General features: G+C 35.0%; 14 protein-coding genes and 1 pseudogene. 8 read left to right on the top strand and 7 right to left on the bottom strand.

Annotated elements, in window-relative coordinates; genetic code table 11:
• Positions 1–119: 119 nt before the first annotated feature.
• The 5 genes and pseudogenes from DSM03_RS17385 to DSM03_RS17365 form a co-directional block, all read right to left on the bottom strand.
• Positions 120–680 (bottom strand): hypothetical protein, encoded by a 561-nt coding sequence (locus tag DSM03_RS17385; RefSeq protein WP_128763421.1) that lies wholly within the window; start codon positions 678–680, stop codon positions 120–122.
• 804 nt (positions 681–1,484) lie between these two features.
• Entirely contained in the window at positions 1,485–1,988 is a 504-nt protein-coding gene (locus DSM03_RS17380; protein WP_128763420.1) for a hypothetical protein, read from the bottom strand.
• A gap of 162 nt (positions 1,989–2,150) precedes the next feature.
• Positions 2,151–2,684: a hypothetical protein gene (locus DSM03_RS17375; RefSeq protein ID WP_128763419.1), complete on the bottom strand. Its 534-nt coding sequence runs from the start codon at positions 2,682–2,684 to the stop codon at positions 2,151–2,153.
• A gap of 110 nt (positions 2,685–2,794) precedes the next feature.
• Positions 2,795–3,547 (bottom strand): annotated as a pseudogene (locus tag DSM03_RS17370) (tyrosine-type recombinase/integrase); the annotation flags it as partial.
• A gap of 297 nt (positions 3,548–3,844) precedes the next feature.
• A protein-coding gene (locus DSM03_RS17365; RefSeq protein ID WP_128763418.1) for an IS3 family transposase occupies positions 3,845–4,968 on the bottom strand; the annotation gives its coding sequence in 2 pieces (ribosomal slippage) (positions 3,845–4,713 and positions 4,713–4,968; 1,125 coding nt in all).
• 1,134 nt (positions 4,969–6,102) lie between these two features.
• Here DSM03_RS17365 and DSM03_RS17360 point away from each other — a divergent pair.
• The 7 genes from DSM03_RS17360 (at position 6,103) to DSM03_RS19070 (ending at position 11,662) form a co-directional block, all read left to right on the top strand.
• Entirely contained in the window at positions 6,103–7,161 is a 1,059-nt protein-coding gene (locus DSM03_RS17360; protein WP_128763417.1) for a nucleotidyltransferase-like protein, read from the top strand.
• Complete coding sequence (cap12, locus tag DSM03_RS17355) at positions 7,158–8,096, top strand: CBASS system CD-NTase-associated NAD(+) hydrolase Cap12 (RefSeq protein WP_128763416.1); 939 nt, start codon at positions 7,158–7,160, stop codon at positions 8,094–8,096. The genes DSM03_RS17360 and cap12 overlap by 4 nt, the downstream gene beginning before the upstream one ends.
• 393 nt (positions 8,097–8,489) lie before the next feature.
• Entirely contained in the window at positions 8,490–8,822 is a 333-nt protein-coding gene (locus DSM03_RS17350) for an HNH endonuclease domain-containing protein (protein ID WP_128763415.1), read from the top strand.
• A gap of 258 nt (positions 8,823–9,080) precedes the next feature.
• Positions 9,081–10,283: a serine hydrolase domain-containing protein gene (locus DSM03_RS17345; protein ID WP_128763414.1), complete on the top strand. Its 1,203-nt coding sequence runs from the start codon at positions 9,081–9,083 to the stop codon at positions 10,281–10,283.
• A 265-nt stretch (positions 10,284–10,548) separates the two neighbouring features.
• Positions 10,549–10,881 (top strand): HNH endonuclease domain-containing protein, encoded by a 333-nt coding sequence (locus DSM03_RS19320; RefSeq protein WP_128763425.1) that lies wholly within the window; start codon positions 10,549–10,551, stop codon positions 10,879–10,881.
• Positions 10,882–11,056: 175 nt separating this feature from the next.
• Positions 11,057–11,245, top strand: coding sequence for a hypothetical protein (locus DSM03_RS19075; RefSeq protein ID WP_201740471.1), 189 nt, complete (start codon positions 11,057–11,059; stop codon positions 11,243–11,245).
• 69 nt (positions 11,246–11,314) lie between these two features.
• On the top strand, positions 11,315–11,662 hold the full coding sequence (locus DSM03_RS19070) for a hypothetical protein (protein ID WP_201740470.1): 348 nt from the start codon (positions 11,315–11,317) through the stop codon (positions 11,660–11,662).
• A 42-nt stretch (positions 11,663–11,704) separates the two neighbouring features.
• Here the strand turns inward: DSM03_RS19070 and DSM03_RS17330 are convergent, their stop codons facing one another.
• Positions 11,705–14,137, bottom strand: coding sequence for a TonB-dependent receptor (locus DSM03_RS17330; protein WP_201740469.1), 2,433 nt, complete (start codon positions 14,135–14,137; stop codon positions 11,705–11,707).
• A gap of 108 nt (positions 14,138–14,245) precedes the next feature.
• On the opposite strand from DSM03_RS17330, the gene DSM03_RS17325 reads away from it, so the two are divergent.
• Positions 14,246–15,334, top strand: a complete 1,089-nt coding sequence (locus DSM03_RS17325) for a hypothetical protein (protein ID WP_128763413.1) — start codon at positions 14,246–14,248, stop codon at positions 15,332–15,334.
• Between the two features lie 1,108 nt (positions 15,335–16,442).
• Here DSM03_RS17325 and DSM03_RS17320 read toward each other — a convergent pair.
• Positions 16,443–17,474, bottom strand: coding sequence for an alpha/beta hydrolase (locus DSM03_RS17320; protein ID WP_128762882.1), 1,032 nt, complete (start codon positions 17,472–17,474; stop codon positions 16,443–16,445).
• Positions 17,475–17,515: the final 41 nt, after the last annotated feature.

Below are 17,515 nucleotides of genomic sequence, written 5' to 3'. Positions count from 1 at the left end.
GTCTAAAACTAGAAAACCGCTTAAAAGCGGCTAAAATGAATCGGTATTCTAAGAAATTATAGACTTGTGCAACGGTTACCGTTGTTGTGCGTAGGCCTTTCCGCTACAGGATCCGTGCATTAATTTTTAATTACAATTTTTCCACAGTTAATTTCATAATTATTAAGTTTATAAATAAGTTCATCTTGCTGTAATTCGAATCCTGCTCTTATTGTTCCGTTTACACCTTCGTCAGAGATTACAACCGAATACAACAGATAAGAGCTGTTTGGTTCAATTACTGTTTTCAATTTAGATGGCTTATTTATATTTTCGTCAAGGAAACTTATTATATCCAATCCATAATTCGGTAATTTTTCTTTCTCAAGATTCATTTCGCTATTTGGTATAAACAAATTGAAGTTTATGTCAGGCTCTGAAGGTATTACAAATGAATTAGCTGAAAAATCCACTTCTAATGCCAAATTAGAAGAAGATTTGTTTGTAATACAAGTCCAAAATGTTACATAAACAAATTCTTTTCCGTTGGTTGTTGTAAATCTTTGTCCGCCTTTTGGATAACTATTCTGAATTGTAATGCCTTTATTAATTCCATTATCATATTCAAATTCGGTATGGAAATTTTGTCCCATTAAAGTATTGGAGAGCAGAAAAAGAGTGAAAATGATGAAAAATTTCATTGGGCTATATGTTTTCTCGGCTTACGCACAACGGTTTAGGCTATGCGCAGTTGCGAGCCTTACCCTTGTCTTTATAAATATACCCAAACCGTAGAAAATACCGCAGGAATTTTCGGATGAGCGATGACCGAGAAATTGCGTATAGCCAGTGTTGTAGAGCGTTTTTTATTCGTTTATTTTGGATTTATTAGTTCTATTCGCTAAATAATAAAATCCGATTGAAAGAACAAAACAAAGTATCCAAGCAATTCGTTCAGCATTTGGCATATAGTAATTATTGTGTTTCCAGTCGGTCAGAAATAAATAATATATGGGTGTTGTTGCTGTCAGAATAAATCCTGTCAGTATTATTTTTATTGTGTGGTTGTTGTCAATCAGCCTTTTCATTAAATATACTATTGGAAAATAGGTTACAAGACTTACAATCAGAGTTGTCAGATTGTAAAATATTGAACCTTGGATAATACTCACGAAGCTCCAATCGGTAATATTTGGGTTGTTTTTTAAGACATCAGCCAATGCTGTTTCGCTTGTCAAGTTATATTTCATCAACAGAAAATAGAAGGTCATAAATGACAAATCTTTTATTAGAATGTGGATTGGGAAAAGTCTAAATCCGTTCATTTATTTTCTTCGTAATGTTTTTTTTTAATGCGCTACAACGTATTTGGCTATGGTTTGTTGCGTGAAAATCCGCGAGGATTTTCCGCCGTAAACCGAAGATAGCAAATTTGCGAGGACTTTCCGCGAGGAAAGTCAGAAGCAATGAACTATAAGCCGGTGTTGTACGCTGGCTTTTTTTATTTAATAATTAGCTTTATTTACACTAAAAACGTGTGTTTTTCCAATGCTGTCAACAAATACATAATTATAATATTTTGTATTCATTAACAGGTTCAAAAATTTATACCAATTTCCGTTTTCAAGTTTTCCAATTGTCGGTTTCTCAATTCCGTTTACGTTCCAGTTCCAGCCATTATCTTTGTCAAAATATACTTTGTCTTTTGTATAAAGTTCATTTCCCCAATAATTGCAAGTCAAAGTGTTGTCCTTTTCAAGTGATTTTTCAAAATCCCAATAATGAGAGTTTTTTATAAATTCTTTTGAGAAAACATTCAAACGGTTATCCAAAACAGTCATTTTTTCAATTATGATTGCGTGGTTGTATTCGTCCCAATTATCGTTTATAATAAATTCGTTAGTTATTTCAATCCGATTTTTTTTAGGAACAAAATCTGTCCAAAACAAAGCGACAGAAATAAGTCCAATTATAAGTCCGATTAATAATATCAGCGTGATTTTTTTCAATTCGAGTGAGTTTTTTTCAGCTTGCGTACAACGGATTGTGTATGGTTTGTTGCGCTGGTCTCGTAACTAATTTAGCAAATAAAACTGGCAATAGTTCAGCGCGAGGATTTTCCGCGAGGAAAATCGGAAGCAATGAACTATACACGTTGTTAGCCACAGTATTTATTCTGTTTTTATGTTAATTATCGTGTCCGTTTCTTCACTTATTTCTGGCCCAAACTCGTATTTATTATACCTTATTTTTAATTCCGATTTTCCATCTTTAGATTTGAGAGAAGCTTTTCCAAAGTCAATAGCTTCATAGAGATTAATGTCCATTATTTTCTTTTCCAACAACCAGTATTTTTTTTCAGTTACTTCATAAGGACAACAAGCGCCCATAAATCCTTGGTATTTTTTATAAACTACAATTTTCTCGTTTTGTGTTTTTATTTCGCTCGGATAGATTGGGTAGAGAACAATTGAGGCTAAAAGTCCAAAAAATATTCCGCCAAACAACCAAAAGAGTAAAGTCAGAATTGGTGTTATAAAATAAACACTAAAATAGATTACTCGTTTTTTGAATGGTTTGAAATTCCAGAAAAACAGAATAATTCCGCTTGTATAAATCAAAACTGTAATTAAATATGCAAATCTGTAATTCAGACTTATTTCAATCGTTTTTTTCAGAGTGAAATTCAGTACAGCAAATCCCAAAAGATAGAAATGAATCTTTGTAATACTATTTCTGATTTGGGTTTTCCTCATATTGTGGCTAACGTACGGATAACACAACAAGTTGTGTTATATCCATTTTAGTTAAAGAACTAATCTAAGGGATTTTTTATTGTTTTAAAAGTATTTGCGGCCACGTGGGTGTAAATTTCGGTGGTTTTGGTTGATTGATGTCCCAATAATACTTGTATTTGTCTCAGATCGACTCCGGCTTCAAGTAGATGTGTAGCAAAGCTATGTCTCAACGTATGAGGCGTTACAGAAACCTTAATTCGAGCTTTTAAAGAAGCATTTTTTACAATATTAACAACGGCTTGGCCACTATATTGGCCTCCTCTTTGACCTTCAAAAAGGTACTCTTTAGGTTTCCAGCTTTTATAATATTTACGCAAATCTAATAATGCATTCTGAGATAAAAGGGTTAGCCTATCCTTATTTCCTTTAGCCTGTTTTATCCTCACAAGCATTCGTTTACTGTCTATATCTTCAATCTTTAAGTTCAATAACTCACTTGTTCTTAAACCAGAGCCATAAAGTAATTCAACAATACATTTATGCTTTAGATTATTAGTATGAGCTATTAGAGATAACACTTCTTCTTTTGAAATGATCTGAGGGAGTTTATGTTCTTTTCTAGGACGTTCTATTTCATAAAATCGGTTAGGCATGCCTAAAACAACTTCATAATAAAACTTTATGGAGTTAATGACCTGATTGAGGTAGGAGTTTGATTTATTCTGACGAATGAGTCTTTGTAAGTAAGCGCGTATATGCGTTTCATTTAGGGTATTCAAATCTTTATCGTGGTGGTGATTTATAAAATGTTCAAAAAAAAGCACATAGGATATACAATAATATATTTAAAATTAGGACAAAATGTATGGTGTCAGAATAGCCTTCATTATACACAATTATGGAATTATACTTTTTAAGGAACGACTTTAAAAAAGATTCTTTTAAACTACTTTTCAATAGATTCCCTGAGAAATATCAAGCCAACAAATATGGTCAAGTGATAAATACCTATATTCAAAATGAAACATTGGAAATAGGGGATAAGTATTTGGACATTAGTGTGTAAGCTCCCCCCGATTAGAACTGCTTAATTTTACAATTGACTTTACTGTGACCTCCTCCCATCTTTAGGTACTAGTAATAACTTGAGAATCTGGGCTATTTTCATTGATTTCAATGTACTCATTGGGTGACATGTCACTCAATGAACTGTGTGGTCTGAACCCGTTATAGTCTTCCCTCCAAATATCGAACTTTTCCTGAGCATCTTCCAAAGAGAAGAACCAATTTGTATTTAAACATTCATCCCTGAATGATCCATTGAAGCTTTCTATAAAGGGATTATCAGTAGGTTTTCCTGGTCTTGAGAAGTCCAATTCCACATTGTTTTCATAAGCCCATTTATCCAATACTTTACTGATAAATTCACTTCCATTATCTACTTTGATGCGTTGAGGATAAACTTTTGCATCATTAACTAAATTATCCATCACCCCAACAACATCACTTCCTTTAAGGGATTTCCCTGCATATATCGCTAAACATTTACGACTATAATTATCCACTACAGTTAAGGCCCTGAAACGGCTTCCATCGTAGAGTTGATCTGTCACAAAATCCATACTCCAGCACTCATGTAAACTAGAGGCATTACCAAGAACAGGTTGTCTATGGGCTGCACATCGACTTCTTTTAGGCCTCTTAGATCTGAGGTTTAAACCTTCTTCGCAATACACTCTATAAACCCGTTTATGATTATCCATAAAGCCTTCCCGACGAAGCAGGATATAGATTCTCCAAAACCCATAGCGTACCCGCGTAGCTGCTATTTCTTTCATTCTCATACGCAGTAATTCATCTCCACGTTCTGTAGGGGTGTAATAATAAACGCTCTTGTGCAGCAATATTAGGCGTACACAACGGTTGATGGAAATATTATATTCCATACGAATATTGCTGACCATCTCTCGTTTTCGAGACGGCCTCAGAACTTTTTTTTAAGTACGTCCTGAAGAATCTGTTTGTCAAGGCTTAAATCGGCTACAAGCTTTTTAAGCTGAGCATTCTCCTCTTCCAGGTTTTTGAGCCTTCTCAGTTCGGAGACGCCTAGACCACCGTATTTTTTCTTCCAATTGTAAAAGGTTGCCTCGCTGATTCCCATCTTGCGACAGACCTCAAAAAGACGCGTTCCCGTCTCAACCTGTTTAATCGCAAACACGATTTGAGACTCTGTGAATTTTGAACGTTTCATAAGCAAATAATCTATTTAAAGTTAAACATTTATTTGCCCGAAATTCTCTAGTTTATATCAGTCCGATTTAATGGGAGGAGGTCACTGCCAATAACGAACATTCGAGCAACGTTATGCTCTTATTGTATGGAGAAAAGGAACTTTATGAACTAATTGAGTTGGCCAAAAAACACAATTGGCAGATTTATGATTCTGGTCTTAACGTAATTATTGATTTGGAAAATCCTGAAAAAAGAAAAAAACGGATTTAAAAATTATCAAGAATATGTTGAACGGATATTAAAAAATAAATCAAAATAGTTTTTGCGTTAACGCTGCTAGATATTCCTCTTGACAAGGCCTTATAAATACCTTATATTTACTTGGTAAGGTAAAAACGCCTTTCGCCAAACCAGCGTATAGTAGGATAGGGGAAAGGCTCTTTTACAGTTGGCAGTGTGATTCTTCTAGACGAGCCTAGGCAATTACTTATTCCGAGAATTTCGTACTTCAAGTATTCCATTTTAAACATTCCCAGAACCACTTTCACCCAAGGTTCACCCGTAGTTCACTCGAGGTTCACCCACGTTTCACCCGGGGATAAAGCATAGCAAAGGCAGGGTAACGGTATACTAACGCTATGGAAGGTATAAGGCTGAGGTTCTCATCCAATAACTGTGAATGCAAGGCTACCATTTTCAAGAAACACAATTCCTAAAATTACCAATACGATAGGCTATTTTAAATGGCCTGTACTTGCAGGCACTTGCACGGTCTCGCATACTGCAGCATCCTTTTACATACTATAGCCTATTCCCGCATAGCAATTCTATTTTTAGAGGGGTTTGCTTCGAGTCTTGTTCGGGTATCCTTCGAGAGCGCTTCGGAAAAAGGGGGTGTTTCTCGAACAAACCCCGAAGAAAACTCGAAGTACACTCGAACAAAAGGGTGTTTTGAGGGGATTTATCCCCTTTTTTTAGTTTAAATCAGGGGATTACAGGATTCTGTAAGCTATTTCTAAGACAAAGGTATATTTTTATGAATGCAACTTTAATGTGTTGATATCCTGTGGATTTTGAGGGATAGGTATATATTTAGTGTTGATATAACAAGTTATGGGCAAGGCAAAATCCGTACTTTAATTAAAATTTGAGAATGAATAAAAACTATCGTCAATTAACCGAAAGTATAAGAGCAAGAGTAAATCCAGAAAACTTTGCATTCAAAAAATCATTCTCTGATGAGCTTGCCACTATCTCATATAGTGAAGTTTTAATTTTCATTCGGCTCGCAATGAAAGGTGTTGAGCCTGAATATACTCAAAAAAGTAAAGATGCGGGTGAAAGAGTTAAAGGACATCTTATAAAAGAACTTGAAAATGTTACTTATAAATATCAAGGTTCAGTAATGACCAATACTCATATCAAAGGTTTTAGCGACATTGATTTATTAACAATTAGCGAAAAGTTTTATCAACCGGACAAAACAAAAATAAAAGCATTATTAGAAAATTCGATTAGAAAAGCACAGTTTTATGAATCTTCAATCAAGAAATTAGAAAGTGAAGTTGGTGGTTCACCATATCAAGGAAATGCTTTAAATGATTTGCGAAATATGAGACTTGATAGTGAGCGAATAATGTCTAACAATTATTCGATTTGTGATGTCTCAAAGCCCAAAGCTATTAAAATTAAAAACCTTAGTCTTAACCGAGAAGTTGATATTGTTATTGCCAATTGGTTTGACGATATAACATCAATAATAAATGACAAAGGAGATTATCGCGGTGTTCAGATTTATGATAAAGAATTGGATTCACGAGGAGATGCAGATTACCCATTCTTAAGCATTAAAAGAATAAATCAACGAAGCGCAGACACAAATGGTAGACTAAAAAAAATGATACGTTTTCTAAAAAATATTAAAGCAAGCTCTGGTCAGAATATTCAACTTAGTAGTTTCGATATCAATGCAGTTTGTTATGACATTAAAATTAGTGAATATCAATATTTATCATTCTACGAACTGGTGCCAGTAATTTATAATCAACTTCGAGAAATATGTAATAATAAAAGCAAATCGGACAGTATAATTTCAGTAGATGGACGGGAGTATATTTTTAAATACAATGAAACTAAACTTGAGAACTTAAAAATTTTACTTTCAGAGGTTGAGAGTATATTTTTAGACTTAAAATCAAAAATTGTGGTATGATAAAGAAGAAACTATTTATTGGTTCATCGTCAGAGGAATTAAAACTTGCTGAGAAAGCTAAAGCAATTCTTGACAAAGATTTTGACGTTACAATATGGAATGAAAGTGTTTGGGACTCATCTATTTTTAAAATAAATCAAAATTTTTTATCAGACTTACTAAAGGCAACTCTGCAATATGATTTCGGCATTCTTTTAGGAACTAATGATGACAAAGTAGTCTTTAGAGGTAAAGAAATGCTTCAGCCACGAGATAATGTTCTTTTTGAGTTAGGCCTTTTTACTGGACGTTTAGGAACTTCAAAATGTGCTTTTCTCATAGATAAAGAAATTAAATTACTTTCAGATTTTGGAGGATTATCGTTGGCACAGTTTGAAAAGGGAAATAATGAAACTTTTGAGTTAGCTGTTGGACAAATAAGAGATTTATTTTTATCAAGTGGCGACGACGAATTAAACTTTTTTCCATCAGCCACATTAGCTTCTGTTTATTTTGAAAATTTAGTCGTTCCAATATGTCGATATCTTATTGAAAATAATGGTTTTGAGACAAAACAAAAACACTTCAAAAAATGTCGAGTGAAAATAATAATTCCAGAGAAAATTAATAAAGATGTTAACCTGCAATTTGAACGTTTAAAATCTTCAATTGAGACGGAAAATGTCTCTTTTAAATATGCGGGAAGACCAAGATATATAAGTATTGATACGAAAATTGAAAACGATGTATTGGAGTTTATAGACTTTCCAACAATTATTACAGGTATTAACCACGCAATATCGAACCTACTACCACACGATTTCAATAGACTTAGTCCAGATTATAATTCAATTTTAGAACGAGAATTGAGGCGATTTATAACCACATTAAAAAAGCTATTGATACGGCATGGATTTGACGAAATGGTAGAAGTTATACGTGAAGGAAATGAATAATCGTCAGAAAAGCCCAGCCCATAACAACGGTAACCGTTGCAAAAGCCACTAATTCTTAGAAAATCTCCCTCCGCTCCCGCCAGTCTGTGACTGGTGGCGTGGTAAACTTACCCGATGTATAAATAACTAAACTATAAAAGGGAAAGATTTTATTTGTACTTAAGAAACCCACCATCCTAAAAGCTATCCTATATAAGTAATTCAGACCCACTAGTGAAAGGTTGACCCGTACTTCACCGATTCTTAATTTGTGTACTAAGCTAAGATCTAAGCATACCTACCTACTTAATTTTAACAAAAGTGCAGGATGATCAATTATAACCTTAAAGGTATTGAACACCATTAGAAATTTTGCAAAACGATTAGGATATAGGCCAGTAGGTCAAGAAACGCATCCCTAGCTATGTTATAGATCACGTCATTCCTTTTTCCATTTGGAAAAACAACGACCTTTGGAACTTGCTACCGGCAGCAGCTCGCATCAATGCAAAGAAACGCGACAAAATCCCTGCTCCTAAGCTTATAGAGCGCCAGCGAGGCGCTATTCTGGAATATTGGGAAATACTGCACAAGCATCAACAACAACGCTTTAAAAAGGAAATTAAGGTAGCGCTGTTAGGAAATCACGCTTTTGATACGTGGAAAGGAGAGGGCGTAACTCAATTGCAAAACTCTTGTAACTACCTGATCGAAACCCGGGGTTTTGAGGCGTGGGATGTGAGGTAAATGGGTCTAAAATAGAAATAGGGTAGAGACCAAGTCCTTCGCGAGGTGAGTCAGTTTGAATGTACAGTATCTTACATTACAGCCTTAAGTCCTACCGATAGTATAATCAAAAAGTGTTGGTGTCCTGTAAATTTTGAGAGGATAGGTATATATTTAATATTGCTATAACGAGTTGTGCTTAATAATGAAAAAAACTCAGGCAACTATATTACAAAATTATACGTCTATTAAATAAAGGAATCTCTAATCATCTTTAAAATGGGCAAAACGCAATATTTAATTTCACTATTCTTTATAGTTATAAATCTAAAGATATACTCTCAATCTTTTAAAAGAATAGACAATTCTATAGTATCTACTACGGCTTTAGATAATGAAATTAAACGCTTAAAAAAATCAGGAAATGTTCACGGACTTACGGTATCTATAGTTACTAAGGATAGCATTTTATTTCAAAAGGCATATGGCTCAAGAAATCTGAAAGAGAAACAACCTCTTAAAACCTCACATAACTTTTATGCGGCTTCTCTTTGTAAACCTCTGTTTGCATTTATTGTAATGAAATTAGTTGATGAAGGAAAGATTGACTTAGACAAACCTTTGATAGAGTATCTTGAAAATCCAATATATTCCTATGAATTCCAACGCGATTATGAAAACTATAAAGATTTAAAAACCGACAAAAGATATAAGAAGATAACTGCAAGAATGTGTTTGTCCCATACAACTGGATTTCCGAATTGGAGATATATTGGAAAGTCCGGTATTGATATGAAAAGACCGTTAGAAATAGAATTTGAACCTGGAACTTTTTACAATTATTCAGGAGAGGGCATTCAGTTGCTGCAGTTCGTTGTTGAACATATAACGGAAAAAGGGCTGGAAGAACTCGCACTAGAATATGTTTTCCAACCGTTGGAAATGAATATGACAAGTTTTCTTTGGCAAGAAAAATTTGATTCAAATTATGCCGTCGGTCATTATAAGAAAAGAAAAACACTAAAACGTAGAAAAAGAAATGTAGAATATGCTGCAGGCAGTATGGATACAACGCCTGAAGATTATGCAAAATTTATCCAAACTATGTTAGCCCAAAAAGGCCTAAGCAAAAATGCTTATAATGAATTTTTCAAACCACAAATCCTTATTGAAAGTAAGCAACAATTTGGTAAAAACAGATTGATAAAAACAAGCGAAAATAACGATATCCAATTAAGCTACGCTTTAGGTTTTGGAACCTATAAAACACCTTACGGGAAAGCAATCTTTAAAGAGGGACATATTCAAGGGTGGGAACATTATACAGTATTTTATCCATCACAGAACCTTGGGATTGTGATAATGTCCAACAGTTCTAACGGAGAAAGCGTTTTTAAGGAATTAGTAGAAATTTCAATGGGAGATAAATGGATGCCCTGGTATTGGGAGAATTTCATACCTTATGACAAGAAAAAATACTAAGCACAATAACTAGCGTTCGTGCGGCCGGTACAGCCTGTTCCTTTGAAGAACGGGAGCCTGGCATGAACGCCGTATTGTCTGAACCGCCCCAATAATAATCGGAACTTTGTCGGTGAGCCCTCTGAGATTAGTCTGTTTTGAGCTAGGTATTGGATCTATTGGATGCTCTTGTGAAATTTATTTATGCCGAGTATAGGTATCGTTTATTAGAGGCTGTCGAAGATTCTGTTTATGGGTGATACATTGCATATAGACCGGGAAACGGATTGGGCGTTACGCACTAGACCACGTCATTCCTTTTTCTATCTGGAAAAACAACGACCTCTGGAACCTGTTACCTGCAGCTCGGATTGTAAATGCTGCTAAAAGCGATAAGATCCCAGCTCCAGAGCTTATTGAGCGACCACGTAATCGAATACTGGAATATTGGGAGCTACTGCACAAGCATCAACAACAACGCTTTAAAAAGGAAATTCAGGTAGCGCTGTTGGGGAATCACGCTTTTGATACGTGGAAACAAGAGGGCATCAGCCAATTGAAAAACTCTTGTAACTACCTGATCGAAACCCGGGGTTTTGAGGCTTGGGATGTGAGGTAAATGGGTCTAAAATAGAAATAGGGTAGAGACCAAGTCCTTAGCGAGGTGAGTCAGTTTGCATGTACAGTATCTTACATTACAGCCTTAAGTCCTACCGATGGTATAATCAAAAAGTGTTGGTGTCCTGTAAATTTTGAGGAGATATTAAGGTGTTGTAAACAAGCTAAACAAACATATGAACTTCATCAAAAAGCTATTTGGAAAACGAAAAAAGGATAATGTCCGAAATTTTATTTTGGCTACCCTAAATGACAAAATTATGCCTCTCGACAGAGGAGAAATCGATGAAGACCCTTTAGAGGAATTTCTTAAAGCAAACGGAATCGGAGAAGTGACAGGTGGAGGAACAATGCAATTGAAATAGGGAGAACTTGAATATTGCGATTTAGAAATCAAATTAAATTCATCCGAAATTGATGAAAACGATATTCAGTTGATAATTAAAAAACTTGAGGAACTCGGAGCACCTAAAGGCTCAAAATTGACAATAGAAAAGACTGACCAGAAAATTGAATTCGGACAAAAAGAAGGATTAGGAATTTACATTGATCGACAGAATTTGGACACTGAATTTTATAAAAACTCTGATATTAACTTTGTAATTTCAGAAATAAAAAAATTGACCAAAGACAATTCAGAAATCATAAAATATTGGGAAGGCGGAACTGAAACGGCACATTATTATTACTCAGACTCTTTTACTGAAATGAAAGAATTGATTAAGGAATTTGTAAAATTTTATCCATTATGTAAAGAAGCAAGAATTGAACAAATAGCATAAAGTTTACAACAGCGATAATCGTTGCACAAGCCCATAATTCAATTATAAGGTTAATTTCACACCCAATGTGATATTTCTTCCTGGAAGAGGAGCGAGATATTTCAGGTATGAATTTTGGGGGCGAGCCTCAATATTGAGTATATTATCTCCAGAAACATAGACGTCGATTTCTTGCAGAAAAAATTCTAATTGATAGCTAATTCGTGCTGAAAGTAAAGAATAAGCAGGCATTGCAGGTTCTGGATTGATGTTCTTACCTAAATATTTTTGTTTAAGATAGCGTTCAAACAAAGTATGAAATAGTATTTTATGGTATATAAAAGTTGAGGAAATGCTATATCTGCTCGTTGGTAAGTTAGGCATATAATCACCTTCGGCCCATTTTCTCAATGGATCGTCAGAAACATTCTTACTTTTGACCAAATCAAAGAAAGTTGATAGTTCAAGACTAGTTGTATTTCCTAAGCTCTGCTGATAGTTTAATGTTGTTTCCCAACCCGATATTTCGGTGTCAGAACCTCTCCATTCCTTAACTAAGAAGCCTCCCGAACGGGCAATTCCGGTATGGGCTAGGTAAAGGTAGTTATTAAAAGTAGTGTGATAATTGGTAATACTCCAGTTGAGCCCTTTATAGTTTAAACCTAAGCCATATTCATACGTATTAGCAATTTCTTTATTCAATTGATCGTCGCCATTTTCTTCGATCATAATAGCAAAATGGTCATTCCCTGCATAGAGCTCATTAACATTAGGAGCTCGTTCCCCGTGATTAAAACTAGCTTTTAAGAAAGCAATCTTAAAGAAATCCCAGCGAATGTCTGCTGTAAAATGATTTAAATCAAAATAGCGATCTGATAAAGCTCCTCCAGCCAGACCTCTGCCAGGCTTATATGTTGAATCTGGAAATACTTTTCTTGAAATCCAATCATGGCGATAACCCAAATTCATTAATAAGGATGTAAATTTTAATTTTTGCAATGTAAAAACACCAAATTCCCCACTTTGATTATTAGGTAAATAACGTTGAGTACCTTTACCGTTCATCTTGAGAAAAGAATAATCAATTCCGCTCATTCCGCTTCCAAATTTCCAAGGTTCTTGTTGAGCTTCAATTCGGAAAGCCTGGCGGTTGCTATCAAATTGATTGCCTAAAGATTCCCCAATTAATTCACGATCATCGGAATATTGAAAAGTATAATTTAGGCGGAATGAAGCAAAGTAAGATTCTTTGGGTTGGAATTCAGATTCAAACAAAACTGTACTTGAGACTGAGGCTGTATTTATGGGAGCATATTCAGAACTAGAAACCGCTTCGTGGTCATGATTATGACCGTGATCATGACTGTGGGTTGGTCGATCTGTTAAAGCAAAACCCGGTATACCATAAAATCCTTCAATATATCGATAACCTATACCAACTCTAAGATTATCAAGACTATAATTAGTACCTATATTCAATGATTTAGACTTAGAATGACTATTAGGCATTATCCCCTTAGTAACTGGAGCATAATCTGAAATTCCATATACAACCTTTTCATAGAGCGGCGTATCAGGATCTTGATTAGGAATAAATAACTCATTTACTGGATTACGAATATTTTGCCCATTGATGTATGAATATTCTGTAAAAGTATAAAGATCATCTTCTGTCAACCCTAAATTAGGATCATCTAGTTTTTCTAAAACGTACTGACTTAGGTAGGGGTAAAGACTTAGATTACGTATATTTTCTGCATCTACATGTACTTGGGCAAGTGACTGGGTCAAGTCATCAATATTTTCATCATATGCAATGGGAGCCTTTGTATTTCCAGGAATATTGAGATCACCATTCCAGCGATTCATCCCTCCTATATGCCATGCCAGATGTTTGCCTAAGTTACCATTTATAGTTACTGCCTGCCTATAGCCACTATTGCTACCTCCTTCAACAACAGCATAGCCTTCCAATTGTTTTTTAAACTGTGCTTCAGGAATAGTATTATCCTGTAAATTAACAGCTCCTCCTATAGCTTTTCCTCCAAATAAAACACCAGCTTCTCCTTTATAAACATCAATGCTTAGTAGGTTTTCCGAATCGACATTGATATTAATATTAGGACTTATGCCAGATAGGTTATTGATTTCTAATCTATTATATAGAATTTTCACGCGGTTTCCGCTCATGCTTCTAATTGTAGGTGTCCCTGAGTTAGGACCGAAATATGAATTTTGTACCCCTGGAAGATGGCTAAGGGTAGCACCCAATGTTTGAGACTGTAAAAGATCTATCTTTTCTCTAGTAAGATGCTTTGAATCAATAGAAATAGTTTGCTCTTTTGAAAATTTAGTTGAGTTCCCCTTAACAATAACTTCAAAGAGTTTAACAACAGATAGACTATCGGTCTCCATCTTTTCTTGAGCGTTGCACACAGCTGGTAAAAAGTGAAGAATACTAAATAGAATAAGAATGACTGGAAAGTGCTTTTGCATTTGTAGCATTGGGATTAAAGCGTGCAAAAATATCAAACTTTTACTTTATTGCAACTTTGTTGCGATAATATATTTTATTAGATTACTTTCGCTGAAAATTTGAAATCCATGATAAAAAAACAAAAGAAAATTTTCGCGCTTATTTGCTTGACCGTATTCCAATTCTCATGCAGTAGAGATGATGAAGCACCTATTGAAACTATATCTATTGACCTGCCGTCGAATTATGAATTGACCTATGGTGACGACTTAACAATTGACTTATCAGAAATAAAGGAGCAAGCAAATTCTGTAGAATTTGAATTAGACTTTAGTCAAACAGCTAATGTGAAGATCGACAATTCAAAAAACCTGCATGATCAACTCAAACAAGCGATGGTGGTGTCTAATGCTGGTCAAGCGCGTATAAACTTTAAAAGTGCTCTTGTATACCCCACCGGAGCTGTCTCATCTATTAACGACCAGCAAATACCTGAAGAATATAAGGTTACAATTTTGGCATCGGATAGTAATGATAATCCGATAGGTGAAAAGACTATTTCTATAAAAGTTCTTCCTGGATCAATTCAAGTGGAAGGAGCTGAGATAAGCGATGGTATTTCATTTTCTTATGCTCTTTACAGCAATGATGAAACTAAATTTAATTTAAATGCACCTGCTATTGATACTGATAATCTCACTTGGTCTTTGCCTGAAATAAAAGACTATACAGAAAGCATTACCTTGAGCGATAATCAGATTGTTTTTTCAGGAGTTGAAGGGAACCCTTCACAGCAAGAAGAGTTAAAGTATAACCTAACCCCTAGTTTGCTAAAAAATGGGTTTCCAGTTTGTAATATACAGTTTCAAGTAATATTCATTCCGGAAATAAAATTCTTTTACGGATTTTACCTGCCTGAAGGTGATATGAGTATTTTGATTAATTTGTTACACCTTTCAAAAGCAGGTGGCTCTAAAACTAGTGCTCCAGTACTTTATCCATCAGAATATTCAGGAAGTTATGAGATTGTAAAGATTGAAAAAGATGAGCAACCTTATGAGGATCTTGACGGAATTTTCAATATAATCAAAGAAACTGGCGAAGTTACCACCAAGGAAAATAACACCTTGGCAGCAGGGGACTATAGAATAACAATCAAGGCCATAACTTCTACAGGGTTGGAATTTAATACGTTTCTTACTTTGTCTTTAGAGTAACTCACTTACTTTAATACCGTTACCCATTTGATGATAATGATTCATTATTTAAGCAGACCAAATGGTCTCAGTTTATTTTATAATTGATGAGGAGTTCTAAGCTAAAGTGAAAGCCCAATTGGCAGAATGACAAACCATCTTGAAAAAGTTAACGGCTAACCTTGAAAAACGGAAAAGGAACCAAAATTGTTGCGTGAGGCAAATCAATTAATAAGGTATCAAAAAGATACTAACAGTACCTAGAAAGGTGAGGACTTAAATAACTTGAAAAGAGACTGTCTAAAAAGGCAGTCTTTTTTTTGCGATTATTTTAAGCGGTTTTCCAGTTTTATACCCTTCATAAACTTGGGATGTTTACACAGGTTAGCAATGCTTTAAACACTTCTTTTAGGGCTGTTTTTAGTCTAAAATACAAGCTGAGCATTCCTGCTCCGATATTTACCCGTTTTTGAGTGGTCCATTGTATGGACCGGGAAAAGGATTACCAGCTATGCTATAGATCAGGTAATTCCCTTCTCAGTTTGGAAAAATAACGACCTCTAAATCTTTTCCCAGCAGCCAGTTATGTAAACGCTGCTAAAAGCGATAAAATCCCAGCTCCATAGCTTATAGCCCAACAGCGTGATCGTACTGGAATATTGGGAAATGCTGCACAAGCATCAACAACAACGCTTTAAAAAGGAAATTCAGGTAGCGCTTTGAGGGAATCGTGGTTTTGATACGTGGAAACAGCAAGGCATCACCCAATTGCAAAACTCTTGTAATTACCTGATCGAAACCAGGGGGTTTTGAGGCTTTGGGTAGGAGGAGAAGTTAAGTGAGTTTTGAATTAAATCTACTTAGTCTATATATGCTGGATTAGACTTTTTAACAATGTTCTTCAGGAAATAGCTTCACGAATTCCGATTCAGTCATTGTGGGTATTTCCCAGTTTTTGATTTTAATCATTTTAGCCCTGGACTTTCGCAAGTAGGTGATTATTTACAAAATTAGGTGCTTGAAACACCTAACAAAACATATACAAACTTATTGTTCGCAATTAAGCTCAACAATGACAAACAATGCTGAGCTTCTATAAAAAGATTTATTACTGGTTTGGAACCATTTTCTATTCCTGATTTAAATATTTTTTGATTTGATTCCCCGCAAAATCAAGCATATTTTGAGTTGATGGCAAATATGCGAGAACATTAAGTAATCCAAAATCGTGAATGGTTCCATTAAAGCGAACCGTACTAACTTCAACACCAGCTTGGTCGAGCTTTCTTCCATATGCTTCTGCTTCATCTCTTAGTATATCATTTTCAGCTACTACTATTACAGCTGGAGCTAATCCTTTAAGCTGGTCAATGCTTGCTTGCAAAGGTGATGCATAAATTGAAGCACGTTCTTTGGCATCAGTAGTGTATTGATCCCACATCCATTTCATAATATTGGTAGTAAGGAATCTATCTTTTGCATAAGATTTGTATGATTCTTGGGAAAAAGTAGCGTCAGTTACCGGCCAAAGTAGAATTTGCGCTTTGATATCTAAATCAGCATCGTCTTTAGCTCTAAGCGCTGTAACAGCACTCATATTTCCGCCAACGCTGTTTCCAACAATCGCCAGTCTGTTTCCATCTACATTAATTTCAGAACTATTTTGATAAACCCATTTGGTAGCTGCGTAAATTTCATTAATAGCGCTTGGATATTGCGCCTCTGGTGATGGTGTATAATTAACAAAAACAGCTACAGCTCCAGAACGTACTACTAAATCTCTAACCAATCGCTGATGAGTTGGGTAGTCTCCTAAAATCCATCCACCACCATGAATGAACATAAAAACAGGTAACGCTTCTTTTACGCCTTCTGGTCTTACAATGTTAAGTTTGATTTCATACCCATCGGCGTTAATTGTCTTTTCCGATTCTTCAATTCCTGATAAATCAACCACTACTGAGGCTTGTGCGCCAATTAATACTTGACGAGCGTCTTCCTTTGATAAAGTTTCTAACGCAGGTCCACCTGAAGAGTTCAAAACTTTTAAAAATCCTTTTGTTCCTTGATCCAAATTTGAATCTGTTGCATAATTTTTTACTTGTGCATTTACATTTGTACTCATAATAATTAGAATTAAAAATTTAAAAATTGTTTTCATGATTTTTTGTTTTTGATTTATACAGTATTTGATGGTTCAAA

The organism is Leeuwenhoekiella aestuarii (genome assembly GCF_004104055.1).
Lineage (GTDB): Bacteria > Bacteroidota > Bacteroidia > Flavobacteriales > Flavobacteriaceae > Leeuwenhoekiella > Leeuwenhoekiella aestuarii.
The sequence above is the reverse complement of the archived record's forward strand: the minus strand, read 5'-3'. Positions and strand labels throughout refer to the sequence as shown.

Excerpts from the sequence above, each read along its gene's own strand:
- DSM03_RS17385 (WP_128763421.1), bottom strand. The coding sequence starts at position 680 with ATGAAATTTTTCATCATTTTCACTCTTTTTCTGCTCTCCAATACTTTA.
- DSM03_RS17360 (WP_128763417.1), top strand. The coding sequence starts at position 6,103 with ATGAATAAAAACTATCGTCAATTAACCGAAAGTATAAGAGCAAGAGTA.
- cap12 (WP_128763416.1), top strand. The coding sequence starts at position 7,158 with ATGATAAAGAAGAAACTATTTATTGGTTCATCGTCAGAGGAATTAAAA.
- DSM03_RS17345 (WP_128763414.1), top strand. The coding sequence starts at position 9,081 with ATGGGCAAAACGCAATATTTAATTTCACTATTCTTTATAGTTATAAAT.
- DSM03_RS19075 (WP_201740471.1), top strand. The coding sequence starts at position 11,057 with ATGAACTTCATCAAAAAGCTATTTGGAAAACGAAAAAAGGATAATGTC.
- DSM03_RS17330 (WP_201740469.1), bottom strand. The coding sequence starts at position 14,137 with ATGCAAAAGCACTTTCCAGTCATTCTTATTCTATTTAGTATTCTTCAC.
- DSM03_RS17325 (WP_128763413.1), top strand. The coding sequence starts at position 14,246 with ATGATAAAAAAACAAAAGAAAATTTTCGCGCTTATTTGCTTGACCGTA.
- DSM03_RS17320 (WP_128762882.1), bottom strand. The coding sequence starts at position 17,474 with ATGAAAACAATTTTTAAATTTTTAATTCTAATTATTATGAGTACAAAT.